Source organism: Halalkalibacter alkalisediminis, from assembly GCF_028610705.1.
GTDB classification, from domain to species: Bacteria; Bacillota; Bacilli; order Bacillales; family Bacillaceae_D; genus Halalkalibacter; species Halalkalibacter alkalisediminis.
Window position 1 is genome coordinate 114,887 of the sequence record NZ_JAQQWT010000008.1, and the last position, 26,166, is coordinate 141,052.

Below are 26,166 nucleotides of genomic sequence, written 5' to 3' on the forward strand. Positions count from 1 at the left end.
TCATTAAAATGATATAATCTAGTATTTGTTTACTTTATTAATAGTTACTCTCAGCTAATAAAAGTAATGTAGTTCCTTCTAAGACTCAGCTTAAAAATAGAACACAGCCCTGCCTTACGGCAACGGCTGTGTTTCCTTTCATTCAAATTCTTTAACCCATATTATCAATATTATTTAGCACCCTTTTGATTAGAGTTACCCTTATTAGTTGACGCATTTTTAAACGTTAAGCTGTCAATTCGTACATCAGGGTCGTGAAACACAACGTAGACTATCCCATGTCCCCTAGGGATGTTATTACCCAGGTCAACCGTTACATCTGTGTAACCTAACTCATTTACCGTCACACCGGCATTTTCAATCGTGTACGTGTTCTTATCAGTCTTCGGAACTTCAATTTCAGCAAAAGGTTTGTTATCAACAGAATCTGCATGTAACGTTATTTTTCCGCCTGCAGCATCAGAAGCCACAGAGGCTGTTACTTGACTAGAACCCGTTAATACGACTTTCGGCAGTGCTACCCAAGAACCATTTTCTTTAGAGCGAACAGCATGATATCCACCAACAACCTTATTATCTTTTAAGTTTTCAGCTGTTCTACTCTTCGATACCTCATGGTAGATTACCTCATGTGAGGCAAATGCATGGTCAAACACGTTAACTGGTTTATTTGTTGGGAGTGCTGCTAGTGAATCACCAGCAATCTTGATCTCTTTCTCAGCACGGATATCCTGTGATGAAGCCCCTACCATCAAATCATATTTTCCTTCCTCCACAACAAAATCACCCGCATTCACATCCCAGATCGCTAAATCTTCTGGATCTACTGTAAGGGTCACTGTTTTCGATCCCCCTGCAGGTAAAGATACTTTTTCAAAAGCGACAAGTTGCTTTTGCGGCGTATAATCACCATAAGCAGATTGTTTGTTTTTCGCATATAACTGAACGACTTCTGACGTATCAACCGTTCCTTCGTTTTTGACGTTCACTGTTACTTCAAACATTGTATTTTCCTTAGAGCTAGATGGTACGTTGAAATCGCTGTAAGTAAAGCCACTATATGAAAGCCCGTAACCGAATGGATACGTTACTGGTGCCTTCGTATACATGTACGTTAGCTCTGATTCAATATGGTCTGCATTTGTCATATCAACCTGATAACGCGGATCGATATCAGCCAATGTCACAGACGTATTTCCTTCAGGAATCACATAGTCATTAATTTCAGGGAAAGCAGACATATCTGCATACCATGTAGAAGCTAAACGACCTGTTGGTGCGTAGTCACCATACAATACTTGAGCAAGGGCATAAGAATCATATTGACCTCCATATGGCTGGTAGACAATCGCAGAAACGTTTGGATTGTTTTGAATCCGCTCCATCCCAACTGGGAAGCTTGATTTGACAACGACAATCGTCTCTTTTCCTTGTTCAGCAAAAGCTGCTGATACTTTTTCAACTAATTCGTAGTCGGACTCACCCATATCTAAATCGGAGCGATCGTAACCTTCTCCTGCACTGTGACGTGGAATCGCACCGACAAAAACAATGGCATAATCATCTGTTTGTGCGCGCTCAACCGCTTCAGCACCCACTTCTTGCACGACAACTTGTTCAAATTTCACATCATCATTTCGGTTTGCTGCTTGTTCAGCATTTTGAAGCGTTGAAGAGGCTGTCTTCAGTTTTCCGTCAGAATCTGTCGTGATAAAGCGACTATTGCTGTAATACCAATTCGTGAAATCACCACCAAATCCAGTTCGGTATCCATTTGCAATAAGTGAAACTGTAGAGTCTTCATTTTTTTCAATGCGAATGGTTGGTGGGATGGCGCTCGTGTTGCCGATCATATTAGCTAGATCCCAGTCATTATCCGTAAGATTTAAACTAGTATCATTTGTATTCTCCACAGGAGCATTCGCTGCTGTTGGAGATGTTACCCAACGTTCATTTTGTAAAGAACGCAAGCTATATCCTGCTTGGCCCCAGTCGTATACTTCAAACAAGTGTGCAGGGTTAGTTTCATCAAACGATTCAGTCGTAGTAAGGAGCTGCGATCCTTCCTTAACGTCTGACGTACTAACCGTTAGGCCATTCAATTTTGATTCTAGCCCTACAATTGTTGCACCAGATTCATAAGAGACATTATTTGCTCCATTTGCTCTAATGATTGCTAACAGAGGAGAGATTCCCGAGTTATCGATGTTAGGAGTAGATCTCAAAGAGTAAACGGTTTTAAACCTAGAGTCTGCATATACACCAGAAACAGCGGCTTTCTGATTCTTTTGTAGTGGCAGTACTCCGTCATTCTTAAGTAAAACGATGCTCTCTTGAGCTGCTTGCAAAGCTACTTCCTGATGTTTTGGTGTATGGTATGTGGCAGGCTCCGCTCTCACGTCCTTCGCTTCTTCGGCGAACGGATACTGTTTTGGAATGCCATTTTCATCTACTTCGTTAAAAATCCCAACACGAACCAGTTGGTTCACATGAGGTCGTGCTGCTTCAATCAGATCTTGCTTTGTAATACCATACTTCCCTTCTTCAACTGCATCAACCAAAGCTGCAACATCTGCTAAACCATTTTGAACAGACGGTCCCGGACGACCAGCATTTGCATTAGCCAAGATCATTAAAATCGTAGCATGTGTCCGGTCAACAGCATATTTCGTATCGTAGCCATTACCTTGCATATTCTCTCCAAAGACGTGCGCATCACCGTTAAAATCGGGAGAACTATAGACCCCATACTTTGAATGATTGTTTGCATGAATTTGATAAGGAGAAAGAATATTCGGAATTCCGTTTGTGCGACCGAATGAAGTCATAACCCCGGCTACCGAACCAGAACTAAGCGCTTTTAAAGGACTGCGTGTACGATATTCGAAGATAGAACGAGCTCCCGCACTATTACTTGCTGATTGTCGGAACCACTGCGAATTATAAACAGAATAGTGCTTTGTCCCAACAGCTGCTCGCATCCAGAAACCATCATCGCTATCAGACTGATCGATCCCACTTAAACCGGTTGCCATCTTATCTATCATAGTAGCAGACATGTAAGCGTCTTCGGAAAAACCTTCGTCAAATCTTCCACTAAGCGGATTAATGTGCAAATCACTCACAACCGTAAACGCAACAGTGGCAGAAGGATCCGAACCGCCATGAATGTTTGACTCTCCCTGTTTAACTTTTAACGTGCTGATTTTCTCACTTCCGACAACCTTACCGATGTCATTCAGAAGTTCTTTGTTCCAGGTTTGTCCCATTCCCACTAAAGCAGGAAAGTCGGTGGATACACCTTGAACGTTGTCAGCTGCAGATAGAGCACCGGGTATCACGTTTCCAGCATTCTCACCACGCTGTAGGGTGTAATGATTTCTTGATCCTGTTGCATAAACAGCCGGACCTTCTAAACCGGTATATTCAAAATAAGCGTTTACGAAATCATCAAGATGCTCAGGTACACCATCAAATAATGGCATCCCATCAAAAACCCCGCCGACTTGTGTTTTAAATACGGGATTCTCTTCCGCTTTTTTGGCTGGAGGATTGAAACCAACCATACCTGCTGTAAGCGTAGTAACAAGCATTAATGATAATGTTTTTCTCCCCACGCTTAAGAGCTGGGATTTCTTCATTAGGCTACACTTCCTCTCATTCATAAGTTTAAAGCGCTTTCATTATAGGGACCGGTCTCCTATACAACCAGTATAGTCTACCCCTCAGCTGAATCGATAGTGTACCATTCTTTTGATTATGTACGCATTTTTTAGGTAGAGTAAGAGAAAAAGCAAAAAAGAGGAGATATGCGAGGCCACTGCAAAAGGTACGGTTTTCACCTTTTATCAGTGGTCTTTAAGCAACGTGTGGAGTCATCGCAGCTTCGTCGAATTTGCTAAAAAGGACTTTTTCAGTGCCCTCGAGATATGCTCCCCTCTCTACGTCACACTATTAATCATTTTTCAAACTAGACAAATATTGTTCCGGTGTCAACTCACCATTCACAAGTAATTGTGCATGATATCTAGCCTTCTCTGATGTTTGCTCATCGAATTTAGCCTCAAACCATAAAGCTCCATTTTTCATTTTATTCATTTCATCTATCGTAATCTTAGTAACCGGACTCATGTATTCTGGAACATCATCCACTATAAAACCACTTATCATGCCATGTTCCGACAATGCACGTTCAGAGTAGTTAGAAAATATATATTTCAACCATTCTCCTACTTCTTCATCATATTTCTCTTTTGATATCGCCATGACAAGTCCAGCGTTCATCATATAGTCATCGAACGTACCCACACCGTCTCTTATAAGAGGAACATTAAAAAAACCGATATTTTCGACCCCTATATGATTTATTTCTTCATCATTAAAATCACTTAGAACCCAACTACCCATATATAACATGGCAGCTTGGCCATTTAAAAACATGCTTAAGGCTGCTTCATAATCAACCGCATTCACTCTTTCACCGAAATAACCTTTAGCATTCATTAATTGAACGATTTGGGCAGCTTCCATAAATCCTTCATCCATGAGATCTAACTCACCTCGATGAACCCGTTCCATCACATCGAATCCATATTTACGAACGACATAAGCGTTGATCAATCGAGTAAACGATGAACCCATTTGCCCTGCCACTGCAAAAGGTTGAATCCCTTCCGATGTAAGTGAATCACTCACATCCATCATTTCATCCCAAGTCTTAGGAATCTCTAATCCCGCTTGCTCAAAAATGAATTGATTGTACCAGAAACCCTCGATGTTTAATTCCACCGGGACGGCATACAAGCCTTTCCCCTCCCCACTTTGTCTTTTTAATAGATCTACAACAGTCGGATTTAAGTTCTCATAGAGTCCTAATGTTTTAAATGTTTCCTCTACATCTAAAATTAAATTAGCCTCATACATCTGCTCTGTATGTCCTGACTCAAATGCAAACATCTCTGGCAGGTCATTACTTGCTGCCAATAATTGAATCGTTTGCATTAAATCATTTTGAGCAACTGTTTGCAGTTCTATGTTTACTTTTGGATGCTTTTTCTCAAATTCTCTTGAAAGAGGCATGACAACTCGAGGCTGTCCCTGGTCTTCATTTCTAGATGACAGATAAACGATTGTTCTATCTTCTTCTTCTACCTGTAAGTCTCCCTGCTCATCTCGGATCTCTTTAGAGCAGCCGGCAATGAACATGATAAAAATATAAAAAATGAGGATTAGCAAACCTTCACATAATTTCATACCGTACTTCTCCTTGTCGACTACTTTCTATTTATATAGAATAAATCATTTCATAGCTGATTAGTAATACAAATTCTATCTAAAATTAGATTCCTTAGCATGGTTTGGAATTTAGCCGATCTCTTATGGCACTTATGGCCATCACAAACTTAATGGCCCTTCTATTAATTGGCAAAATTTCTATAGCCGTATTAAATGACTATGAGGAACAGAAAAAAGCAGGCAAAGATCCTGTATTTTATGCTAGCAGAATTAAAGGACTTGAAAATGTAGACGGTTGGAACGATGAATCAGAAGAAACAAAGGAAAAGAGAAAAGATGCATAAGTAAGAAAAACGTATTCGCCTTATGGGAGGTTATACACTCCCATAAGGTCTTTTGATGTTCTAGAGGGTTCCATTTCTGGGGGGCTACAAAAGGTCAAAGCAAGCTGAAAGACGCAACCTTATGGTAAGGTTGCGTCTTAATTTACGTTAGGATTAGGTTAACCTTGCATAAATTTTGCTCCCGCTATGCCAGGGTTTGTCATCTCTTTTGGGTTAAGGATTTCGTTAAGTTCTTCTTCGGATAATACTCCACGTTCAAGGCAGATGTCTCTTACCGACCGGCCGGATTGAATCGCTTCCTTGGCCACCCGAGATGCTACCTCGTAACCAACATGTGGATTGATCGCAGTGACTATTCCGACACTTTTTTCAACTAACTCACGACAACGCTCATGATTCGCCGTTATACCGGCAACTGCGAAATCTCTGAAAACACGAATACCATTTTGTAAAATCGACAAGGATTGCAATAAATTAAAGACTAACACTGGCTCCATCACATTTAATTCTAACTGACCTGCTTCAGACGCAAGGCTTATCGTATGGTCATTCCCAATCACCTGAAACGAAATTTGATTGATGACTTCACACATAACTGGATTCACTTTTCCGGGCATAATGGAAGATCCTGGTTGGCGAGACGGTAAATTGATCTCATTAATTCCTGTGCGAGGCCCAGAGCTCATCAGCCTTAAATCGTTAGCGATCTTCGATAAGTTAATAGCGGCAATTTTTAACGTGCTTGATACCTCTGTATAAGCATCTGTATTTTGAGTGGCGTCGATCAAATCTTCAGCCGTTTTAAGAGGATAGCCCGTGATGTCAGCTAAATACTTAGAAATCTTCTTAATGTATTCAGGCTTAGCATTTAATCCTGTTCCTACCGCCGTTGCCCCCATATTAATTTCATATAAGTGAGTTACCGAATGTCTTATTCGACCAAGATCACGATTTAATACACGGCGATATGCTCCGAATTCTTGTCCAAGTCGGATAGGTACTGCATCCTGAAGATGCGTTCGTCCCATCTTTAAAACCCCATCAAATTCAATCTCTTTTGCCTTTAATACTTCGATTAGTTCTTCTAGTTCATTTGTTAAAAGATCTGCTAATCGAAGCGTAGAAATATGAATGGCTGTTGGGAAAGCATCATTTGTTGATTGCGCCATATTCACATGGGTGTTCGGACTTACTCGCAAATACTCACCCTTTATGCCACCAAGTAACTCAATCGCCCGGTTTGCAATGACTTCATTTGCATTCATATTAAATGAAGTTCCAGCCCCCCCTTGAATCACATCAACAATAAAATGTTCGTTCAGCTTTCCAGAGATGACTTCATCAGCTGCTTTAATAATAGCATCAGCAATCGTACCATGAAGAACACCGACGTCCCTATTTGCCATTGCAGCTGCTTTTTTCACATATCCAAAGGCACGAATTAGTTCAGGGTGAGGAGGGTACCCTGTAATAGGAAAGTTTTCCTTAGCGCGCATGGTTTGTATCCCATAGTATGCATCCTTAGGTACTTGCTTTTCTCCAAGTAAATCCCGCTCAGTCCTAAATTCAGATTCCAACACTTTTTCTTCATTAAGCTCGAAAGTTTTCCCCATGTCTCATTACCTTCCTTTAAACTTCAGTTTCCCAAGTTGTTGATAAGTCATAAGCTATTGATGTTTCAATTAGTTGTTTGACTTGTTTTACATCTGTCGTTTTTCCAAGAGCCCACATAAATTTTGCTACAATCGCTTCTTTGTTCATATCACCTGATAAAACTACATTATATTGTGCTACTTTTCTCCCTACCTCATAAAGAAGTAAATCCTCCCCTTCTTCTAAACACTGGGTTGAAATAAGGACAGCAACCCCTTCATCGTTCAACTCTTTAACTTTAGTCAACAGATTTCTTTCTTCAAATGGAACTCCACCATTCCCGTAACTTTCAATAATAACGCCCTTGTATAATTTTTTTAAAATGTCAAAAATTTCAGGTTTGGTTCCAGGGTGCAATTTCAATACAAACACATCAGAACATAGACTTGTATCTAATTTAAGTTCCTGTTTCGTAGTCTCAGGCTTCCAATAATAATTAATGTTTTTTTCTTTAATTGAAGCAACGTAAGGTAAGTTAATGCTTTCAAAAGCATCATAGCTTTTCGTTCGCATTTTAACCGCTCTTGTCCCCATAATGACACGTCCATCAAAGACAACAAACACCCCTCCTATGTTTTCGCTTGCAAAAACGAGTGAATCCGATAGATTCTTAATAGCGTCTGTCTTTTTAAAACTGATAGGAACTTGAGAACCTGTCACAACCACCGGCTTTTGCAAACCTTGTAGCATATAGGACAATGCTGCTGACGTATAACCCAACGTATCTGTTCCGTGAGTAATAACAAATCCATCATATTGGTCATAGTTTTCACTAATTGCTTCTGCCATTTGAATCCAATGTTCTGGCTGCATGTTTGTACTATCTCTGTTCATCAATATTTGATATGTTACATCAACAGATAAGGTTGCATCTTTAAAATAGTTTGATAGTTCCTTAGCTGATAAACCAGGAACAAGTCCCTCTTCTCCTTCAATTGAGGCAATTGTTCCTCCTGTTGCAAGTAACAATAATCTCTTCATGTCTGTTCTCCTTTATTTTCAATATAATCTAACAATTTGTTTTCATAACGCGAACGATGTGTTTATTATAAGCATCACAAATACAAAATATCAACATATTTGTTTTCGATTCGCGAACTTTTTTTCTTGCTATGTTTTATTCTCATGCTATAATTTAGAACTATAAAAACAAGGGAGTAGGGGTAGAGTTGCTGAAACGATTATTAGAACTTAGAAAAAACAAAAATTGGTCTATGCAGGAAACTGCAGACCGACTTGGTATTGCAAAAAGCACTTATGCAGGTTATGAATCTGGATATCGAATGCCTCCTATACAAGCGTTAGTTGAACTTGCTGATTTGTATGAAATAACGGTGGATTATCTGTTAAATCGCGAAGAGGAAAAAAATCGGAAGCTTGACCTTAGTAAGCTTTTGGTAGCAGAGGAGAGAGTACTCTCACTAGATAATGAGCTATTAAACGAAGAGGAATTAAGCAATTTTATTGCATTTACCAGAGTAAAGCGACAGTTAAATAAATCTATTAAAGAAATGTAATCGTATCCCTGGAATCCATATTATTAAATAACAACTTATAGGGAAAACGAAATCAAACAGGTATGCTATTGTTAAACTAAATAAACTTTATTGTAATCAAACTTTTCAAAGAGCAGTTGTATGAGAGTGATTGAAAGTCTAATAGGAAGTGACACCATTTTGAACTTATATCCTTTACTAAGGAAAGTTCTTCTCATGATACTGTTTGTTCCATTGGCAGGTGAAATAAACTTTTATCCTAGCAATGCTACAGTTCGCGTTAGTTTGGCCCCCCATCATTTTCTATTCTTACTTTTTTTAATGAATAGAACGATTATCCCAGGCTTTTTAACCGCTCTAGCGGTCGTTGCCTATCGTATTTTTTAGACTGGATGATGTTATCCAACTTTAATTGGTTCGATTCTTTTGAAGCTCATTATCCAACTTCTTTCTTTTACTTCACTTATGCATGTCTAATTTATTGAGCTAGAGTTAATCGTTACCATCATCGCCCTTTACTTATTGGCTTCTTGGCATTGTCCTTCGCAAAACACTTAGCGTCCATTTAGATCAATAGAATCTCCTCTCCAACTTAAAAAGTAGCTATAAAGAAACAGTGCCTTTCATTTTCCGAACTCGACATGTGACATACACGCTAATTGATAGGTAATTCTTTATTAACCTTCTATCTTCTATAGTAATTCACCTATGACTGTAAGAATTACCAAGTGTTCTTCACCATTCAGTTTGTTCTTTACTTAAAAAAGATCCTCTCCGATAATTGAGAGGATCCTGCTGATATATTTTCTCTTCTCGTAGAATGATTCAGATCCTTACCGACCCAAATCGCGCTTCCCAGTCTTTGCTGAATTGCTTTACACTGATTGCTGATGAAGGATGCGAGTGTAACTGCTCAATGATATCTGGACTAGCCGTTATCGAATGTGCTCCTACTAAGCTACACTGGTGAACTTGATTAACGTTTTTAAAACTTGCAGCCAAGACCTCGGTACTTAATTGATGCATTTCAGACAACTTTACAATTTCTGAAACAACATTTATCCCATCACCTGAAACATTATCAATCCGATTCACATATGGCGCTACGAAGTTGGCACCACACTTCGCAGCCATTAGAGCTTGCTGTGCAGTAAATATAGCTGTCGCTAGCGTCTTTATGCCTAATCGATTTAATTCCTTTAATGCTTTATACCCTTCGTCAATAACTGGTACTTTTATATGAACATTCTCGTCAAGTTCAGAGATGATTTTCAATGCTTCTTCTATAATTTCTGTTGAATTTACAGCAAGAGTTTGAACAAAAAACATTTTATCCTGACCTATTATAGAACGGATTTGTCTTAACTGTTCCCAATAATTTGCTGTTTCCATTGTCAATATCGTGGGATTCGTCGTAACACCCTCGATTTGATAGTATTCTATTAAATGCTTAATACTTTTAATATCTGCAGAATCAATTAATAGTTTCATTATTTATCTCCTTATTTCATCTTTGATATAGAAGAAAAGTCATTCTGTTTCTGAGAAACAGAATGACTTTCATCATATTAAAACATTACTTGGCCACCAGTAACATTTATAGATTGCCCTGTACAATAAGCTGCTTTTTCCGAAGCATAGAAAATAACGGCATTTGCAATGTCATCATACTCACAACCACGTTTTAGTGGCACCTTATCAATATAGACTTGCTCTACTTCATTCTCAGGAATCCCTAGTTTTTTCGCATATTGCGGCAGTAAGCTCTGGAACATAGGCGAGCTTAATAGATTTCCTGGCATAATTGAATTTACACGAATGTTATGTTCTGCAAGATCCAATGCTAGACTTTGAGTTAGACCTACTCCCCCAAATTTAGAAGCAGAATAACCAGAATTATGCTTACTTCCTACCTTACCTGACTTCGAGTTAATTTGGATGATGTTTCCGTACCCTTGGTCAATCATAACTTTTGAAACTTCACGGGCACACAGGAAGTAACCTGTTAAGTTTACAGCTACAGATGTTTCCCAAGCATTTAATTCAAAATCAGTGATTTTTGAACTTTTCGCATAGCCTGCATTATAGACTAATAGATCGATTTGACCAAATTCAGTAACTGTCTTTTCAACCATTGATGCTACCTCTACTTCATCCGTTAAATCTACTTTAATACCAATTGCTTTACTAGAAAACGTTGACTCAATCTCAGTAGCCACATTTTTTGCGCTCTCTTCATTTAGATCTGCAACCACAACATGATATCCGTCCTCAGCCAAACGATGAGATAGTGCCTCTCCTAAGTTTTGGCCTCCACCTGCTACAATTGCCACTCTTTGTAATCCGCTCATAGTTTCTCCACTCCTACTTTTTTCTGTTTATCGAACGATCTCTAGTGTTTCGCCCTCAGTAATCTCTATAATATCTTTATCTTCTAAGCAAAGCGTCCCTGGTAAATCGGCTTCTGTGCTTCCATTAAACCTAATCGTAATATGGCCTAACGCTCCAAGGTTTTGGTTTACTGCACTTCCAACAGCTGTTACTTTATATTCGTTTTCACCAATTTTAAAGGTATCTCCAACAAGTACGTCTCCATTTAATTCATTCTTCTCATGAACAATACAAAATTCTTTTAATTCATCTGGTGCATCACTCTTAAATAGGATAACCATCTTATCTGCATAAAAAGTAGGAGCCATAGATCCAATGCTTGTTACGTTTGTAAAATAAACTTTATTCATACTAACACCTGCTTAATCTCAAATTTTTTTTATTTAGTAATATGTTCAATAATAGTCTTAGAAATCCGTATAAATAGCAAAACTTGCTAGCCAAGCTACAAATACGGTTGGTGCCCCTGTCAAGAATCTCGAGTACAGAACGGCCGGAACCCCTACTTCAACAGTCTCTGGTTCTGCCTCCGCTAAACCTAAACCTACCGGAATAAAGTCTGCTGCTGCTTGCGAGTTAATTGCAAATAGTGCCGGTAATGCAAGTTGTGGAGGAATGTTACCTTGCCCAATCTCGGTACCAATTAACACACCGACAACCTGAGCAATGACTGCCCCTGGTCCTAAAAACGGTGATAACAGTGGAAACGAACAAACTAATGAAATTAAAAGTAATCCTGGTAACGAGCCTGCATATGGTGATAGGAAATTGGCAAATAGATCGCCGATACCTGTCTCTAAAATAACTCCGATGAGCATGGCAACAAACGCCATAAACGGAAGAATGGTTTTTAATACTGTATCAATCGTGTCACGACCAGCTTGGAATAACGTACTTGTAAAATTACCTATACCCATTCCAACCTTGACCATAATGCCTTTAGGCTTCTGTTGTTCACTAATTTTTTTGTCTGTGCTATACTTATATTGTTTAGTAGTATTCTCTTGCGTTTCTGTTTCGCGGACAGAAGCGCTATTTTTTTGTGCACTTGCTGCTACTTCTTCATTTGCTGCTTCAATGTTATTGACTTTAACCCCTGACACATAAATATCTTCTGTAATAAACTTTGCTAACGGTCCGCTTTGGCCGGTTGGCATAATATTGATGGTTGGAATTCTTTTTTGTGGATAAATTCCACAACGTAATGTTCCACCACAGTCAATAATGACACAAGCTGTTTCTTCATCTGGTACCTTTGTTTTAAATCCATCAACTAGCTCTGCACCCGTTACATCTGCAAGCTTTTGGGCAATATCTGGTTGATTCCCACCTGTAATATAGACAACTTTATTCTTCTTATCATTCACAATAATGTTTAATGGGCCACCAAAACCACCTGGTCCTGCATGAACAATAGCTGAATTGTAGTTTGACATGTTGTTTCCCCCCTTATAGATCTACTGTGTTCTTTAGTTGAACTTGTTGTTGTTTTGATACATAAGCGACTGTCCAGTCCGTAACCACACCACGCATAAAGTTTGTAACCACACCTACTAGAAAGTACATGACTGCTAACTCAGCAATTGGAAGTCCTAAAGCTGTAATCCCTGATGCAATCCCTAAGAATACGAATAACTCTCCTGGATTTACGTGTGGAAACAAGCCGTTGTGTGTATGACAAGAAAACGATGCCGCTGAATAATAACCCGGCTTGTGTCTCTCTGGTAAAAATCGTCCTAATGACAGTGTCATAGGATTTGCGAAGAAAAACGTACCAAACACTGGTAAGAATAGATATCTAGCGAAAACATTCTTTCCAGACTTCGCTGCAAGTCGCTCTACTCTCTCTGTCCCGACTAAACGAACAACCGCATTCATCGCAACTAACAAACAAATCAATAAAGGTACAATTCCTGTGACAAGATCCACAAATACCTCACCACCTCTTTCAAATAACCCCATAAAACCATCCGCTAACATAGTAATAAAATCCATTTTAGTTCACCCCTTTTTTTAATGTTACTTTTTGTAATAAGCGTTCAAACAAAGTTTTTTGAATAGGAATCTCACCTCCCTTAGAGATAATCTTAACGTTAGCAACCGCATCTTGAATGGCTGCAACGGTTAATTTGTCATAGATTTGCAAGTCTTGCTTCGTAAGTTTAAGCAAATCTTTGCCATCCAATCCTTTCATGGGCTTCACTCGTGAAAACACTGTAACCCCTTGCATTTTTCTGGCTTCAATAATCTTATTTCCTTTGTTTATGGCAATAAGGATAACTGTACCAGCTTTAAAGAGTCCTCTCTTCCTTCCAATAGCCACTCTTCCTTTTTGTCTTAAAAAACTGAAATGTTTATTAAAGTTTTTAATTTGGAAAAATCCTAAAAAGCTTTGAACAAGCCATGCTATCCCAACTAAAATGATTAAGTAGATAAACATCTTTGTCTGGCCTCCAGTCTCTCAAAGTTGCAGAATAATAGGTTTTGGTTGCGTTTTCATCTATCTTCAAAAAACTATATCCGTTTCAAAAGTTCTTCTGCGGTACTTTCATTGGTTATTAGAACATTAATATACTTTCCTCTTAAAGCACCTAAAATAGATGGTACTTTATTTTCCGATTCAGCAACTCCAATTGAATAATCAAGTTTTCTTAACATATCTAATTCAATCGCTACCGTTCTTTCTGCCACTTCTGACTCGATTACATAGCCATTAATATCATAAAATCTCGAACAGATATCACCGACTGCATTAAGGCTGTTAAGTTCGTCTATTTCCCTATCCCCATAAAATCCTGTCCATATCATATTGGATGAAGCGAGAGGTGCACCAATTCCAACTACTGCAATATTTAAATTGTTCCACATATCTAGTATTTTTTTGAAAAAATTAGAAGCTACAATGTCGTTTTTGGTTTCCTTTTTTTCTACCACCGCAGCTGCGTCAATAAAATGAGAGGATCCACCAAATGTATTCGCAACATTATATACAATCGTATTTACATGATATTTACTATCTAAAGTTCCAGGACCCCCAACTAATGGGACAAAATCTGCCTTTCTTGCTTTGTATTCTACTGATTGATCAATCATGCCTCCCATGGTTCTCCCCCATGCAAAGCCAATTGTATCGTTGTCTTTAATAATTCGATTTAACAGCTCTAATGTTGCAAGACCAAGTGTAGATCTTCTTTTCTCATCTGAATCGGAATTATTATTTGGTACAACTATTACGTCCTTAAGCTGAAAAACTTGTTTAAGTTTCGTCTCTAATTCAAACGTCTCGTAAGATGTACTATCTATATGGATTTGTACGATTCCTTCTTTTCTTGCCTTTTTCAGCATTCTTCCTATTGTCGTACGGTATATTCCAAGTTCCTTAGCAATCTCATTTTGAGTCATGTCTTCCTCATAATACATTTGTGCAACTTTTACAAGTAACCGTCTTTCCTCCCAGTTAGACATCACCAAACCTCCATTCTAACCTTATAATTTTATTACTCCTGCACTTTTGAACACATTGCACATATGAGCATCCTATTGTCATTTGTGCTTGTGTTTAGTATAGACTTATCTAATAATTGAGTCAATATCTTTTTATAATTTACCCTTCTTAAGTGCAATTCAATAAAATATTTAATACCGACTCACTAATACTTTTGTAAAGGATTAAATCATTCATTTGCAACCGTTAAATAAAACACAAAAAAGGATTGCCTATGCAGTACACAGGCAATCCTTTTTGTGTTTTATCTTTCCTTCACATCATTAAACCATCTTTATCTCTTTACAGTAGTAAAACCCGTCTTCCAAAGCACATGATTTTTAAACAACCAAAAAACAAGAAAATGATTTACAATCAACTAAACTCCCCTTCATTATACTTATTTAACAACATCTCTCGAACAAATTCTATGCATTTAGAAGATAAAGAAGATTTTTCAGGATGAACGATATCCCCATATGGCCTTCCTCCAACAAACTTAACTTCTCCTTCAAATTTCTTCCCTAAAACCGCATCATATCCAGTGAATTTCACAAAAGTAGTCTGATGTTCAGTTGTTTCAAAATCAATTACGCTTAATGTGTGCCGGTGTTCTTGATGCATGTAGTACTCCTCCTTATTTGGTGTATAACTACATCAAAAGCTGTTTATAAGAATATGTCAAGTTATTCAGACAGTGATATTAACTTTTAAAGAGGAACGCCAAAAATGTGGATCCAATGTTACAAGGTTTATTGAGGATCTTTAATAAGTCATATAAAAAAGAACACTTATCCCTTTCCTCCTAGAGATAAGTGTTTAAACTATCCAAATCAACTATCATTCTTTACGCAGCTTTTGATTTTTCCGTTTCTTTAAATACCTTCTTACGAGTTCTTAGAGTTGTTTTCCCAACAATAAAGGCACTAAACGGCCATTTGGATAGGATGTAAATCAAAACCATTGGACCAACAACCCCAGCCATAAATTGGATCATCAAATACTGAAATTCGGTTGTTTCTGTAAATGGCCCCACTCTGCTAACCATTGTTTGAACAAAGGGATGCAGCAAATAGATCCCGAACGAATATCCATTAATCGAGATGACCCACCTTGGAAGTTTCTTTACCTTCGAAACGAAAAAGAAAAAGAGGAAGAATAACAAAACTGTATAAGGAATCACATCAAAACGAGCAGACGTCACTCGCATCAGGATTCCCGAATGAAATATATATTGGACCAGCCCGAGCGAAGCAATAGTACCGAATACAATAGCCATCCCATTTCGGTTCAATATTCGGGTAAAACGTTCATAATTTCTGCCACAATAATAGGCGACCACATAATAGAAAAACCAGCCAACAAACAAAATTCTAGAAAAGAAAAGGGTCAAATAGCTTGAATGATGGACGTAATCAATCCAATAAAAATATAAACTTACCCAATACCCTACGCTAATGAATAAACTAACCGTTAGGACATGCTTCGCTTTGAACCTTTTCATATATTTAACGAATAATAGATGTAACAAATAAAACTGAAAAATAATTAAAACAAAATACCCATGCCACTGCCCCATGAAGTTGTATCCAAGCTCTCTAGCAAAATCGCTTATGGTCCAATCAAATCGATAGAATTTGTCACCAGCATAAAACGTCGCCATGACAAAATAAGGAACTAGAATGTACTTGATTCTCTTTTTCAGGAAGCCCTTCGGAATGTTTTCTTTATAGGCATGCGTCATGACCATGGTCGAAATCAACACAAACATCGGCGTCCCATACAGCAAGATCATTTGCAACGTTCGAAAAGCGACACGTTCATCCCCTGTTACAGAGAAGTCTGTTAGTACTTTACTCACAGCATGAGTGAGGACAACACTCAAACAAGCAATGATCCGGAGCCAATATACTTCTTTCATTTCTTTAGTACTCACGTAATCAACGCCCTTCTACTATCACATGATGAATACACATCTATCTATTTTCTTTGATATTTATCTTTTTCTCAATTTAAAAAATCACCCTTTTACGGGTGATTTTTCCTTTATTTAAAAGTCTATGAAGGTAGATGCTGCCGTTTCTATTTCTCAGTCCATTTACAGATTTTTTACCCTTTTACCAAAACCCACTTCACTTTCCTATCCATTTTTTTAAAATGCTCTAAGCCAAACATCAAAAATCATCCTCTATTCCCTTACCAAAATGCGTTTTTGGTGATATGACGGATCCCCTCATGCGCCGTTATGGTAGATCTACCGACGGAATACAAAAGAAAACGCGTTTTCTAAAAGGAAGCAAGAGTGGATATTAAAGCTAAAGCATTTGATGAAGTGCTACGAATGTTTGAACCTGCGATTAAGAAGCAATTAGTCTCTTTACGTTTATACAAAGATTATGACGAGTTTTATCAAATTGGTTGCATCGCTCTTTGGAATGCTTATCAAATGTTCAATCCAGATAAAGGTCATTTTCCAACTTACGCGATTTCTTTTATTCGCGGCAGAATGCTGTCTCATCTTAGTAAAGAAACGAGATATAGTGAGAGACATGCTTTTGCTGCTGAGGCGATGATGGAAGTCGTGCCCAGTGAGTGCGACCAAATCCCCCTTGAAGCTGAGTTACTAGAGGCGTATCTTTGGAATTTAACAGCTAAGGAAAAAACGTGGGTTTATGAGGCGATCATTCTTCAGAAGAAGCCATCAGAAATTCAGGCTATCTTATGTATCTCTCGGAATTCGATTTATACGTTGAGGAAAAATGCTCTTAGAAAGATGCGGGAGAATGCCTTTGTGTTAAGCCAATAATGTAAAAATCACGCCTCCCTATCAATTAAAAAAGTCCTTCTGACAACTACATCGTCAGAAGGACTTTATTGTGTTTAATAGAGGGCTTATGTTCTTTCCGAGCAATTTAAGCGGTTCTTGCCAAAATTCTGTTCGATCGCTCCCTTTAAATATGGAACATCTACCTAAAGATCCATTGGTAAATAGAATCGTAGAAGGATCATTTTCACTTAGACCTGTCGATCCCCTATTATTTATATTACATTGAAACTCCGGTAGTCTCTTTCTTTTTTTTCTTTACATCTACTGGTCTACTATTTTGAGACCCTAAGATCACACCAGAACCAATGAAGAGAAACCCTATTATTTGTAACAGCAAGATAGGCTCATCCAATACCAATACGGAAGTAATGGAAGCAACTAGCGGTATGCCGTTCATAAAAATGGCGCATTGACCGGGGCCTAGGATACTAATCCCTCGATTCCACAGCATATTCCCTACCCCCGTAGGAAATACACCGACATAGAGCAACATTAACCAGAGTAATAAACTAGTTGGCAACTCAGTCCAGCCTGCTATCGTTTGTTCCCAAAACACCAAAGGTAAGTAACAGATTGAGGAAAGTGAATAGGCGTACAAACTAATGATTGCTGGTGGAAACTTTATGTCAGTTGCTTTTTTAATAAATATGAAGCTTATGCTAAAAGTTAGTAAAGCCCCAACGATATACAAATCGCCCATGTTGAAGGATAAATGAATTAAGTTTGAAATGGATCCCTCCAATACAACCAGCGAGACGCCAAACAAGCCAAGGCTAATTCCAAGCATTTGTTTCCAGTGTAGGGGAACACGAAAAACCAAATACGCGATGAAGGCAGTAGCTAAAGGGGTTAATCCCATGATGAGTGAAGCATTAGTAGCTAACGTATATTTTAGCCCGACTTGAAATAAAGCATTGTTAATAACAACGCCTATAACGGAAGCACCTAATACATAACCCCACATCTTCTTATTTCCAGGCCTAATATAAAGGAATTTTCGAACAATCCAAACCAAAGCAATAGCAGCAAAAAGGTTCCGAAAGAATAATAGAGTCCAAAAAGGGAAACTCTCAAGCAATACTTTAGTAATGACGAAATTACTTCCCCACATTAAAATTACGAGTAGCAATATCCATTTAATTCGTGTTTGATTCATGTTGTCATCTTCTTTCGAATTATCGTTTAGTAATCTTAATCCAGTTGTTTTGTATTTTGTTTCATTGATCTCGTACTATCCGATCCGATCCATATTTCATGCCTATTTCATACTTCACTACTAGTAATAGTGGCAACTCAGTATTTCTCTAAATACGGCTCTAAGATTTCTTCATAATTGCAAACGTTCGCACTATATGGTTAGCTAATTGTTTCTGGTAGACATTTTTGCATATGGTATTATTATAACAATAAATTTTGTAAACCGTAATAACCCACCTACCAAACAGTGTTAAAGACACACCCACCAAACTTAAAGGTTATTTTAAGTCCTTTTAATCAACAAGAGTACGGAGAAGAGATTGAGGAAGAACATTGCGCTACGATCCAACATCCACGTCGGTGTCCGCTAATGAGCTTGTCGTTCATATGTTGACATCCTTTTATCAATTTGCTTTAGCAGTAACTAGGCAAGCGCCAAAGACATTCCAAATCGTGCTACCACAAAATAAATAAAGTGCACCAATTATGATGCACCTACGCCCTATACTGAATGCTACTATTGAATTCACCTATCTGCTCTAATTTTTTCATTTCAACTTCAATTGGTTCCTGCTCGTTCATTAAAAGTACTTCCAGTTATAACCCGAAAACGGAACAAGAGTCATTTAGCTAACTATTTATCAACCTTCAATGTCCCGCTTATTAAAGCCAACAAAGCCTATGACCATCAGCCCTACCGCAACCAAGCATAAGAGGAAGAATGGCAAAAACGTCACTTGCTCTATAGGAGCCTGCGCTACGTGACCAAATGGGGATAGTTGGCCGACCCAATCTGGGAATTGCATCAAACCACCTAAATAAAGAACGATAAAGGAATAGAAAAGGTACAGCCAAACGAAATTTGTAAACTTTGGGAAAATACCGGTCAAAAACACCGCTAGACCAATCATGACTAATATTGCCGGATAATACGCCATTGCGGCTCCATAGATCATCCCAAAATCAAGTCCTCCGTCCATCACAGCATCTCCAGCCGACCATAAACCAATTGCCGCAAGGGACATCATCACAAATCCATTAATTACGGATATGATTAGGTACCCTCCCATTAGCTGTGTTCGTGATACAGCTCTTACTAATAAATGCTCGAGTCGATCTTTTTTCTCTTCCCCGCGCAGTTTATTCATCGCCATAACTGGAGGAATCGTTGCTAGAATCGCTATAACAACCAATAACATCGGAATAAATTGTTCCGTTAGAGAAATCCCTTCCGCTGGTTGCAACATTTGTTCCATTAATTCATTACCTTCAAAGAACGATTCCATATCTCCTAAAACAGAACCATAAGAAGCACCCATCACAAACAGACCAATCGCCCATGCGATCAACCCTGTTCGCTGAAGCCTTAGTGCAAGACCAATCGGACTTTGTAAAAAACGAGACGCCGCCTTTCTACCTGGTCTAGATGGCAAGAAGCCTCTTTCTAAATCTCGAATGGAATGTAAATAGTTTGCTAGTATAAATAAAATGGCAGAACCCCCTATCATTAATAGGATGGGCCACCAATTATTAGCTGTATACGCTTCTGTTTTTGTCACCCATCCTAAAGGAGAAAGCCAAGATAAAGTTTCGTTACTAATATCTGTGAACGCTCTGTAAAGGTACGCGATTAGTAAGACAGCGATAGACAATCCGATCGTCCCTCTAGAACTTTCAGAGAGTTGAGCAAAGACCGCTGTCACTCCTGCAAATACCAATCCTGTTCCACCTAATGCCGCTCCATAAAGGAAGGAACCTTCTAAATCCATGCCTTCGATCCCAAGTGCGTATAGCCCCAGACCAGTAATCAATGCTAACGCGACGTTCGCCCCAGTTACTACGAGTAAAGAAGCGTTTAAGTATGAAACACGTCCTACAGGCAGGGAACGGATCATTTCGATACGACCATCTTCTTCATCAGCTCTTGTATGACGGGTCAATAGTAATATACTCATTAAACCAACCACAACAGCCGTCATCAGCAACATTTGATGTGTCGTCATTGCACCAACGGTATAATTAGTCAAATTCCCAGGTCCTACCATTGCTGTCATCGCAGGATTTGCCATCGTTTCAGCCATTACATCTCTTTCCTGCTGCGTTTCATATAAACCAACAAAGGCTAGCGGTACGATTAACGTAAAGAACGTTAGTCCTATTAACCACAACGAGATTCTTATCAGGTCAAGTCGGATTATAAATCGTGAAAGATGACCCGCTTTAGCCATTAAGTTATGAGCCATTAGATCACACCTCCCACTCCTGTATCCCCTGTAGCTGTTCCTTCATAATGTCTCATAAATAAATCTTCCAATGTAGGTGGTGCACTTTCTAGCTTTACAATACCAAATTGACTAATATGTCTGATTGCTTCATCCATTTCTTCTGTATCTACCTGGAAGGACAACCCTTGATCTGTTTCTTCTATCTCATGGATTCCATTTAATTCATTTAACTTCGTAATGGGCTGTTTTGTTTTGACGAGGATTTGTGTACGAGTTAAATGACGAAGCTCATCTAATGTTCCGGTTTCGATCATGCTGCCTTGGCGAATAATCGCTACTTTATCGCATAACTTTTCTACCTCGGATAGAATGTGACTAGAAAGGATGACACTTTTCCCTTTGCTTTTAACATCTTTCACACATTCCTGAAATACCTGTTCCATCAATGGGTCTAGCCCTGATGTTGGTTCGTCTAAAATATACAAATCGGCATCAGAGGAAAAGGCAGCAATTAACGCCACTTTTTGACGATTCCCTTTAGAATACGTGCGACATTTCTTTGTTGGATCTAAATTAAATTTTTTGATTAATTCTTCACGTCTGCTTTTATCATGCGTTCCACGCAATTTCACAAATAGGTCAATCACTTCTCCACCCGTTAAATTGGGCCATAAATTCACATCACCTGGTACATAGGCTACTCGTTTGTGGATTTCTACAGCGTCCCCCCAGGCATCTTGATCAAAAATTTTAACTTCTCCTTCACTTGCCTTTAAAATTCCGAGTAAAACACGTATGGTCGTCGATTTACCAGCCCCATTTGGTCCAATAAATCCTATAACTTCCCCACTATTCACTTCTAGATTCACACGATCTAAAGCAGTAAACTCTCCAAATTTCTTCGTTAGATTAGTGACTTTTACTACACTCATCGTGACTCCCCCTTATTTGTAAAAACTACGCTTCAATATGTCTGAATAACTCTCCCACTCTTTTAGATGCTCTGTTCCCACTTCTTCAAAAGAATTAAATTTCTCTCTCGCTTCCTCTGCAAAACCAAGCATAGTCCAGTTTAGAATTTTAATTGCTTTTTGAATATCAATATCATCACGAAACTTGGAGTAGTCTATATTTTCATATAATCTTTCGAAGCCCCGTTCATAGATCGATTTAATTCGTTGATCAATATCGGCTTTCACTTCAACAGATTCCTCTTTAATTAATGCAAGAAAGAAATCAAATACTTGTGGGAATTTTTTTTGGATATCTAACTTAATCAATCCTATATCTCCAAGTCGCTTAAACATGTCTGTTTCATTAAAATCTATTTCTTCATAGATTTTTTCTATGACCTCAGCCCCATTTTCGATTAGAAACGTATACAAATCCTTTTTATTATTAAAATAGTTGAATAAAGAACCTTTAGAAATTCCCGCTTCTCGTACAATTTCATTCGTTGATGCTCTTTCAAAACCGCTTTTAACAAATTCCTTTATAGCTGCATTGATAATACGCTCTTGTTTCTCTACGTTCAAACTTTTAAATTTCGAATAAATGCCGGTTTACCCCTTTCTTCAACTATACATTGACCAAAGTGGTCAATTTAAATATAACAGAAATGACCACTTTGGTCAATTTCTGTTATAATTAAGGAGCCTGCCCCTGCAGCGGGGGGCAGGCTCCCTGAATGGATCTCTTTTTAAGCTCGCCGGTACATCCAACTATTTAAGTAGAAAAACATTGTAGGTAAACCTCCGAATCGAATAAATCGTTTCGCGGTCCTTTTCAATTCTTTATGTTCTTGCACTTTTTTATCAGCCAAATAAATAGCGATCAATCCTTTGTTGATGAGTTGATGAAATTTCCAGTCAGGTAGGCCTCGAATACTCTCTTCCGTCTTATCCTTCATATGTCTTATTCGTTCAACCATTTTTTCTTCATTATCATAATAAAAAATAAAATTGAGGTCATCCTCTATCCGGTCTTCTTCTTGATCAATAAAATAATCAAGCAAAATATGAAGGCCTTGAAACCAAGGAAAATACCCAGCTTTTAATAACCTTACTCGTTCTTGGTCCATTGGTCCATTTGCTGCATAGGCTGCAAAACAAAAAATTCCTAATGTAGATCCTGCACAAGCCGAAAACTCATACCACGTCATTAGAGGCCAATTATGTTTATGTCTTTCAAACCATTTTTCAAGTAATTCAACTCTTCTGTTTTTTTCTACATGTTTGAAAACCTGCAAATCACAATAGTAACCTGCTAGTTCTCTCATAGCATATTGAACATCCTTAAAACCAGGGAGGTCTTGAAGGATATCCTGGCAGGTCCGAACAAGTGAAGTTAAAAATCCCCCATCATCTTGGTCGTTCCGGTAGCGATAATAATTTACAGGTTCTGCTCCTGGTGTCAAAGCATGTATCAAAGAATAATGCAGCTCCCTGAAATCTCTTTCCTCTAAAGAGGTACTCCTGTCACACAAATTATCTAAATAATCACTAATGGTTTGATAAGCCACAATAAATTGAATGGTTTTACAACGTTCCTTTCCAGCTAGTAATCCATAAACAGCCCCTCCTTCACAGTGAAACGCCTTATCCTTTAGACTAGAAAGTGCTTGTTGCTTAAGTTCTTCGTTTGGTATTTTTTTCGCTTTTTCCCTCCATTCATTTAGGTAGTCATGAGCGTCAGGAAGCACATCACGGTAAATTTTATACAGCAAAGTCCATGGCGTAGTCGGTATTTTCATCATGTCGCCTCCTCATAAAACGTAAAGCTTACATTTTATAGTATCTCCCTTTAACTATCAAAAATTTCCATAGCCAAATCCGTTTAGTTTTTATAAAAAATACCTGCTCTTTGTTCAGTCCTAAAAAGGTGCCTAATCCCTGCTGCGCAAGTGCTTTAGCACACTAGGGTCAGGCACCCTAGATCAGTTAATCAACTTTTTAATTTCACTAGGACTATAAGCACCTTTCACACCTGGTTTCGAAACAAGATAATCTATAATTTCCGCATCCTGTAACCCTACATATCTTCTCAACCCTTCAATAATCATCGATAAATACTCCTTAGAGGGTTTTGTAAAAGGTACATCTAAATCCCAATCGGCTGTAAACGTAAAAATTGGAACCCCCTCTTCCTCCCCTACATATAAAATAGTTCCATACCATGAATCTTTAAGGGTCATATATCGATTCTGTTTCACCTCTTCAAGATCAATAGGCAACTCTTCACCGTTGTTTTCTTGTTTCACGACATCCATAAATTGCTCGATCGTAATTAGATATTTTCTACTGTAAATAAGATGCTGTTTATCTTCTTGGAGTCCTATAAAAGCAACTCCTTGTTTTTGCCATCTTACAGAATTTTTAGCGAAATATAACGGGTAGTTCATGACATAAGTCTTTTCCTCTTTGGGTAACGTTTGATCTCTACAGCCAACTTCCGTTTTTTCAGATCCTTCTGGTTTTCCACCTCTTATGTAACATAAAAATCGATCTTTACTCAAATTTGAACCATAACTTGCATACCACACATATTGGGGAGTTTGTTTTTTTTCTACCATCGTAATCACATCCTGGTTAAACCTATTTTTATTTTAATGATACGCTTAGTCCAGGAGAGTCTCAAATCTCTTGGACCTAATGTCCAACATTTTCACACTCTTTGATAAAAGCCTCAAAAAGAAGTTGCATAGTTGGATCTTCACTAGCCATTTCTTCAGGATGCCATTTGACTCCCCACATAACTGGAGATTCAGAAATTCCTTCAACCGCTTCTACTGTACCATCTGGTGCTAGCGCTGCTTCTTTAAGATTCGCTCCTAGCTGGTCAATTGCCTGATGATGCATGCTGTTTACTCGAAAGGTAGATGTATGAAGGATTTTGTATAACCAGCTATCTTCTTTAATTTGAATGGAATGAGTCGCTTCTGGTCTTGCTGCTTTTTGATTGTGATTAACCGCTTTAGGGTTGCGTGATGGAATATCCTGTATAAGGGTTCCTCCTAAAGCGACGTTTAATATCGTATTTCCTCTACAAATCCCTAAGATCGGCTTTTTCTTTTGTTGAGCTTGTTTGACGAGGGCCATTTCTAATTTGTCGCGCTTTTCATTCGTTTGTTCTAGATTGGGATCTGGGTCTTGATTAAAAGAATGTGGATCAACATCCTCTCCGTTAGTCAATATAATCCCATCACAAATAGAAGCCCATTCTTCAGCCATCTCATCTGTACCCGTTGGAATGATGAGCGGAATCCCTCCAGCTGTTTTTACTGATAAAATAAACTTTTGATGCAAATTCACACTCGGAATATGGTTGTGGTTCACAATAGAACTAGTCATTCCGATGATAGGCTTCTTCAGATTACTCAAAGGTATCTCTCCTAATGGTCTTCTTTTATGTTTAATCTAGGGGCTAAATAATACTACTGAAAATAGCAAAAGACTTTTTGGGTAATTTCCTATATGTAATTTCCGCAGATTCTGGCCGAAATATGTTTTTAAAATGGTCGAAAATGAAAAATAAAACCCTTCTGTTCAGTTTGATGAAAGAGGATGGCAAGTGATTGATATGTAAACTCATTGCTAGGTCTTTAGCAATGAGTCCAAATGGATTTAATGTTATTGATTGCCTTTTGGTACATCTTTTTCTTCCTGGCCAATCGCTTCCATCCCAATTTGTTCTTGCACATCTAATTGAACCTTTTTATCAGCTAGTTCTTCTTTTTTAAAAGATAAATCCGGCTGGATATTATTATTTTGACTAGCTTGTCTGTTCCAATCTCCCATTTCATTCACCTCCGCTGATGTTCTATTATGTGATAACGAGGTTTATTTTATGTTTGACAGTCATTTATAGTCGAGAACAACTCACGATTACTTCATCAACCTTTAATTATTTTATTTTTTTTCGACTACCTGTATAACTACCTAACTTGAGACAGATAGTAAACGTACTACATATCAAAAGGAGGTGCTACCATGGATGCACAACGCGCTCAAGAAATCTCATCATCATCAAACATGATAAGTGTCCAATATAACGGCCAACCGATTTATATTGAACATGTAGATCAAGGCTCAGGACAAGCTACCATTCATCCTCTAGACGATCCAACTAACAAACAAAGTGTTTCTGTAAAAGAGTTAACAGAACAATAGGCCATCGGAAACAAAAATACACTCTCGCCTAGAAGACGACGAGGGTGTATTTTTTGTTTGAATTTTTCAGTTTTACTGTTAAAAAGTTAAAAAGGATCCTGCCTCCAGTACTTTAAAGGTTGGGCGGTCAGGAACTTCACCAGATC

At 38.2% G+C, this 26,166-nt stretch carries 26 protein-coding genes; 5 read left to right on the forward strand and 21 right to left on the reverse strand.

Translation table 11 applies throughout. The features are described 5' to 3' along the window. Positions 1–170 precede the first annotated feature (170 nt). Together PQ474_RS13825 and PQ474_RS13830 are read right to left on the reverse strand one after the other, a co-directional pair. On the reverse strand, positions 171–3,641 hold the full coding sequence (locus PQ474_RS13825; protein WP_273844303.1) for a glycoside hydrolase family 3 protein: 3,471 nt from the start codon (positions 3,639–3,641) through the stop codon (positions 171–173). A 313-nt stretch (positions 3,642–3,954) separates the two neighbouring features. Beyond that, positions 3,955–5,253, reverse strand: a complete 1,299-nt coding sequence (locus PQ474_RS13830; RefSeq protein ID WP_273844305.1) for an ABC transporter substrate-binding protein — start codon at positions 5,251–5,253, stop codon at positions 3,955–3,957. Positions 5,254–5,378: 125 nt separating this feature from the next. Here PQ474_RS13830 and PQ474_RS13835 point away from each other — a divergent pair, with 125 nt between their 5' ends. Further along, positions 5,379–5,579 (forward strand): alanine:cation symporter family protein, encoded by a 201-nt coding sequence (locus PQ474_RS13835; protein WP_273844307.1) that lies wholly within the window; start codon positions 5,379–5,381, stop codon positions 5,577–5,579. 158 nt (positions 5,580–5,737) lie between these two features. Here the strand turns inward: PQ474_RS13835 and aspA are convergent, their stop codons facing one another. Next, a complete protein-coding gene (aspA, locus tag PQ474_RS13840) occupies positions 5,738–7,192 on the reverse strand; it encodes an aspartate ammonia-lyase (RefSeq protein ID WP_273844309.1) in 1,455 nt (484 codons plus the stop codon). Between the two features lie 16 nt (positions 7,193–7,208). Next, positions 7,209–8,213, reverse strand: coding sequence for an asparaginase (locus PQ474_RS13845; protein WP_273844311.1), 1,005 nt, complete (start codon positions 8,211–8,213; stop codon positions 7,209–7,211). A gap of 188 nt (positions 8,214–8,401) precedes the next feature. Between PQ474_RS13845 and PQ474_RS13850 the strand changes: the two genes are divergently transcribed. Together PQ474_RS13850 and PQ474_RS13855 are read left to right on the forward strand one after the other, a co-directional pair. Continuing rightward, positions 8,402–8,749 (forward strand): helix-turn-helix domain-containing protein, encoded by a 348-nt coding sequence (locus tag PQ474_RS13850; protein ID WP_273844314.1) that lies wholly within the window; start codon positions 8,402–8,404, stop codon positions 8,747–8,749. Between the two features lie 120 nt (positions 8,750–8,869). Continuing rightward, complete coding sequence (locus PQ474_RS13855; RefSeq protein ID WP_273844315.1) at positions 8,870–9,115, forward strand: hypothetical protein; 246 nt, start codon at positions 8,870–8,872, stop codon at positions 9,113–9,115. Positions 9,116–9,553: 438 nt separating this feature from the next. On the opposite strand, the gene PQ474_RS13860 is transcribed toward PQ474_RS13855, so the two are convergent. The 9 genes from PQ474_RS13860 to PQ474_RS13900 all read right to left on the reverse strand — a co-directional run bounded on the left by PQ474_RS13860 (position 9,554) and on the right by PQ474_RS13900 (position 16,539). Beyond that, on the reverse strand, positions 9,554–10,219 hold the full coding sequence (locus PQ474_RS13860; RefSeq protein WP_273844318.1) for a transaldolase family protein: 666 nt from the start codon (positions 10,217–10,219) through the stop codon (positions 9,554–9,556). 77 nt (positions 10,220–10,296) lie between these two features. Next, positions 10,297–11,079: a sorbitol-6-phosphate dehydrogenase gene (gene srlD, locus PQ474_RS13865; protein ID WP_273844320.1), complete on the reverse strand. Its 783-nt coding sequence runs from the start codon at positions 11,077–11,079 to the stop codon at positions 10,297–10,299. 27 nt (positions 11,080–11,106) lie between these two features. Continuing rightward, positions 11,107–11,469, reverse strand: a complete 363-nt coding sequence (locus PQ474_RS13870; RefSeq protein WP_273844323.1) for a PTS glucitol/sorbitol transporter subunit IIA — start codon at positions 11,467–11,469, stop codon at positions 11,107–11,109. A 57-nt stretch (positions 11,470–11,526) separates the two neighbouring features. Next, complete coding sequence (srlE, locus tag PQ474_RS13875; protein ID WP_273844325.1) at positions 11,527–12,555, reverse strand: PTS glucitol/sorbitol transporter subunit IIB; 1,029 nt, start codon at positions 12,553–12,555, stop codon at positions 11,527–11,529. A gap of 13 nt (positions 12,556–12,568) precedes the next feature. Further along, entirely contained in the window at positions 12,569–13,114 is a 546-nt protein-coding gene (srlA, locus tag PQ474_RS13880) for a PTS glucitol/sorbitol transporter subunit IIC (RefSeq protein ID WP_273844328.1), read from the reverse strand. A 1-nt stretch (position 13,115) separates the two neighbouring features. Next, a complete protein-coding gene (locus PQ474_RS13885) occupies positions 13,116–13,559 on the reverse strand; it encodes a transcriptional regulator GutM (protein WP_273844332.1) in 444 nt (147 codons plus the stop codon). Positions 13,560–13,633: 74 nt separating this feature from the next. Further along, positions 13,634–14,584, reverse strand: a complete 951-nt coding sequence (locus PQ474_RS13890; protein WP_273844334.1) for a sugar-binding transcriptional regulator — start codon at positions 14,582–14,584, stop codon at positions 13,634–13,636. A 394-nt stretch (positions 14,585–14,978) separates the two neighbouring features. Beyond that, the gene (locus PQ474_RS13895) at positions 14,979–15,227 is read right to left on the reverse strand and encodes a hypothetical protein (protein WP_273844336.1); all 249 of its coding nucleotides are present in this window, start codon (positions 15,225–15,227) and stop codon (positions 14,979–14,981) included. 223 nt (positions 15,228–15,450) lie between these two features. After that, complete coding sequence (locus PQ474_RS13900) at positions 15,451–16,539, reverse strand: acyltransferase family protein (protein ID WP_273844337.1); 1,089 nt, start codon at positions 16,537–16,539, stop codon at positions 15,451–15,453. Between the two features lie 366 nt (positions 16,540–16,905). On the opposite strand from PQ474_RS13900, the gene PQ474_RS13905 reads away from it, so the two are divergent. Continuing rightward, complete coding sequence (locus tag PQ474_RS13905) at positions 16,906–17,409, forward strand: sigma-70 family RNA polymerase sigma factor (protein ID WP_273844340.1); 504 nt, start codon at positions 16,906–16,908, stop codon at positions 17,407–17,409. A gap of 238 nt (positions 17,410–17,647) precedes the next feature. On the opposite strand, the gene PQ474_RS13910 is transcribed toward PQ474_RS13905, so the two are convergent. From PQ474_RS13910 to PQ474_RS13945, 8 genes are all read right to left on the reverse strand, one after another. Beyond that, a complete protein-coding gene (locus tag PQ474_RS13910) occupies positions 17,648–18,586 on the reverse strand; it encodes a DMT family transporter (RefSeq protein ID WP_273844341.1) in 939 nt (312 codons plus the stop codon). A gap of 682 nt (positions 18,587–19,268) precedes the next feature. Further along, a complete protein-coding gene (locus tag PQ474_RS13915) occupies positions 19,269–20,870 on the reverse strand; it encodes an ABC transporter permease (RefSeq protein ID WP_273844344.1) in 1,602 nt (533 codons plus the stop codon). Further along, positions 20,870–21,784 (reverse strand): ABC transporter ATP-binding protein, encoded by a 915-nt coding sequence (locus PQ474_RS13920; protein WP_273844346.1) that lies wholly within the window; start codon positions 21,782–21,784, stop codon positions 20,870–20,872. The genes PQ474_RS13915 and PQ474_RS13920 overlap by 1 nt, the downstream gene beginning before the upstream one ends. 12 nt (positions 21,785–21,796) lie before the next feature. Further along, positions 21,797–22,387 (reverse strand): TetR/AcrR family transcriptional regulator, encoded by a 591-nt coding sequence (locus PQ474_RS13925; protein ID WP_273844348.1) that lies wholly within the window; start codon positions 22,385–22,387, stop codon positions 21,797–21,799. Between the two features lie 164 nt (positions 22,388–22,551). Beyond that, on the reverse strand, positions 22,552–23,604 hold the full coding sequence (locus PQ474_RS13930; protein WP_273844352.1) for a tetraprenyl-beta-curcumene synthase family protein: 1,053 nt from the start codon (positions 23,602–23,604) through the stop codon (positions 22,552–22,554). A 183-nt stretch (positions 23,605–23,787) separates the two neighbouring features. Continuing rightward, positions 23,788–24,423 (reverse strand): hypothetical protein, encoded by a 636-nt coding sequence (locus tag PQ474_RS13935; protein ID WP_273844354.1) that lies wholly within the window; start codon positions 24,421–24,423, stop codon positions 23,788–23,790. Between the two features lie 76 nt (positions 24,424–24,499). Continuing rightward, positions 24,500–25,231 (reverse strand): gamma-glutamyl-gamma-aminobutyrate hydrolase family protein, encoded by a 732-nt coding sequence (locus PQ474_RS13940; RefSeq protein ID WP_273844357.1) that lies wholly within the window; start codon positions 25,229–25,231, stop codon positions 24,500–24,502. Between the two features lie 249 nt (positions 25,232–25,480). After that, positions 25,481–25,648 (reverse strand): hypothetical protein, encoded by a 168-nt coding sequence (locus PQ474_RS13945; RefSeq protein ID WP_273844360.1) that lies wholly within the window; start codon positions 25,646–25,648, stop codon positions 25,481–25,483. Positions 25,649–25,840: 192 nt separating this feature from the next. Between PQ474_RS13945 and PQ474_RS13950 the strand changes: the two genes are divergently transcribed. Then, positions 25,841–26,020, forward strand: a complete 180-nt coding sequence (locus PQ474_RS13950; protein WP_273844362.1) for a small acid-soluble spore protein H — start codon at positions 25,841–25,843, stop codon at positions 26,018–26,020. Positions 26,021–26,166 lie beyond the last annotated feature (146 nt).

Bases quoted from the DNA above. Each gene is read 5' to 3' on its own strand.
- PQ474_RS13860 (WP_273844318.1), bottom strand. From the start codon at position 10,219: ATGAAACTATTAATTGATTCTGCAGATATTAAAAGTATTAAGCATTTA.
- PQ474_RS13870 (WP_273844323.1), bottom strand. From the start codon at position 11,469: ATGAATAAAGTTTATTTTACAAACGTAACAAGCATTGGATCTATGGCT.
- PQ474_RS13915 (WP_273844344.1), bottom strand. From the start codon at position 20,870: ATGGCTCATAACTTAATGGCTAAAGCGGGTCATCTTTCACGATTTATA.
- PQ474_RS13930 (WP_273844352.1), bottom strand. From the start codon at position 23,604: ATGAAAATACCGACTACGCCATGGACTTTGCTGTATAAAATTTACCGT.
- srlA (WP_273844328.1), bottom strand. From the start codon at position 13,114: ATGGATTTTATTACTATGTTAGCGGATGGTTTTATGGGGTTATTTGAA.
- PQ474_RS13825 (WP_273844303.1), bottom strand. From the start codon at position 3,641: ATGAAGAAATCCCAGCTCTTAAGCGTGGGGAGAAAAACATTATCATTA.
- srlD (WP_273844320.1), bottom strand. From the start codon at position 11,079: ATGAGCGGATTACAAAGAGTGGCAATTGTAGCAGGTGGAGGCCAAAAC.
- PQ474_RS13855 (WP_273844315.1), top strand. From the start codon at position 8,870: ATGAGAGTGATTGAAAGTCTAATAGGAAGTGACACCATTTTGAACTTA.
- srlE (WP_273844325.1), bottom strand. From the start codon at position 12,555: ATGTCAAACTACAATTCAGCTATTGTTCATGCAGGACCAGGTGGTTTT.
- PQ474_RS13835 (WP_273844307.1), top strand. From the start codon at position 5,379: ATGGCACTTATGGCCATCACAAACTTAATGGCCCTTCTATTAATTGGC.
- PQ474_RS13920 (WP_273844346.1), bottom strand. From the start codon at position 21,784: ATGAGTGTAGTAAAAGTCACTAATCTAACGAAGAAATTTGGAGAGTTT.
- PQ474_RS13845 (WP_273844311.1), bottom strand. From the start codon at position 8,213: ATGAAGAGATTATTGTTACTTGCAACAGGAGGAACAATTGCCTCAATT.
- PQ474_RS13910 (WP_273844341.1), bottom strand. From the start codon at position 18,586: ATGAATCAAACACGAATTAAATGGATATTGCTACTCGTAATTTTAATG.
- PQ474_RS13885 (WP_273844332.1), bottom strand. From the start codon at position 13,559: ATGTTTATCTACTTAATCATTTTAGTTGGGATAGCATGGCTTGTTCAA.
- PQ474_RS13935 (WP_273844354.1), bottom strand. From the start codon at position 24,423: ATGGTAGAAAAAAAACAAACTCCCCAATATGTGTGGTATGCAAGTTAT.
- aspA (WP_273844309.1), bottom strand. From the start codon at position 7,192: ATGGGGAAAACTTTCGAGCTTAATGAAGAAAAAGTGTTGGAATCTGAA.
- PQ474_RS13950 (WP_273844362.1), top strand. From the start codon at position 25,841: ATGGATGCACAACGCGCTCAAGAAATCTCATCATCATCAAACATGATA.
- PQ474_RS13890 (WP_273844334.1), bottom strand. From the start codon at position 14,584: ATGTCTAACTGGGAGGAAAGACGGTTACTTGTAAAAGTTGCACAAATG.
- PQ474_RS13830 (WP_273844305.1), bottom strand. From the start codon at position 5,253: ATGAAATTATGTGAAGGTTTGCTAATCCTCATTTTTTATATTTTTATC.
- PQ474_RS13895 (WP_273844336.1), bottom strand. From the start codon at position 15,227: ATGCATCAAGAACACCGGCACACATTAAGCGTAATTGATTTTGAAACA.
- PQ474_RS13945 (WP_273844360.1), bottom strand. From the start codon at position 25,648: ATGGGAGATTGGAACAGACAAGCTAGTCAAAATAATAATATCCAGCCG.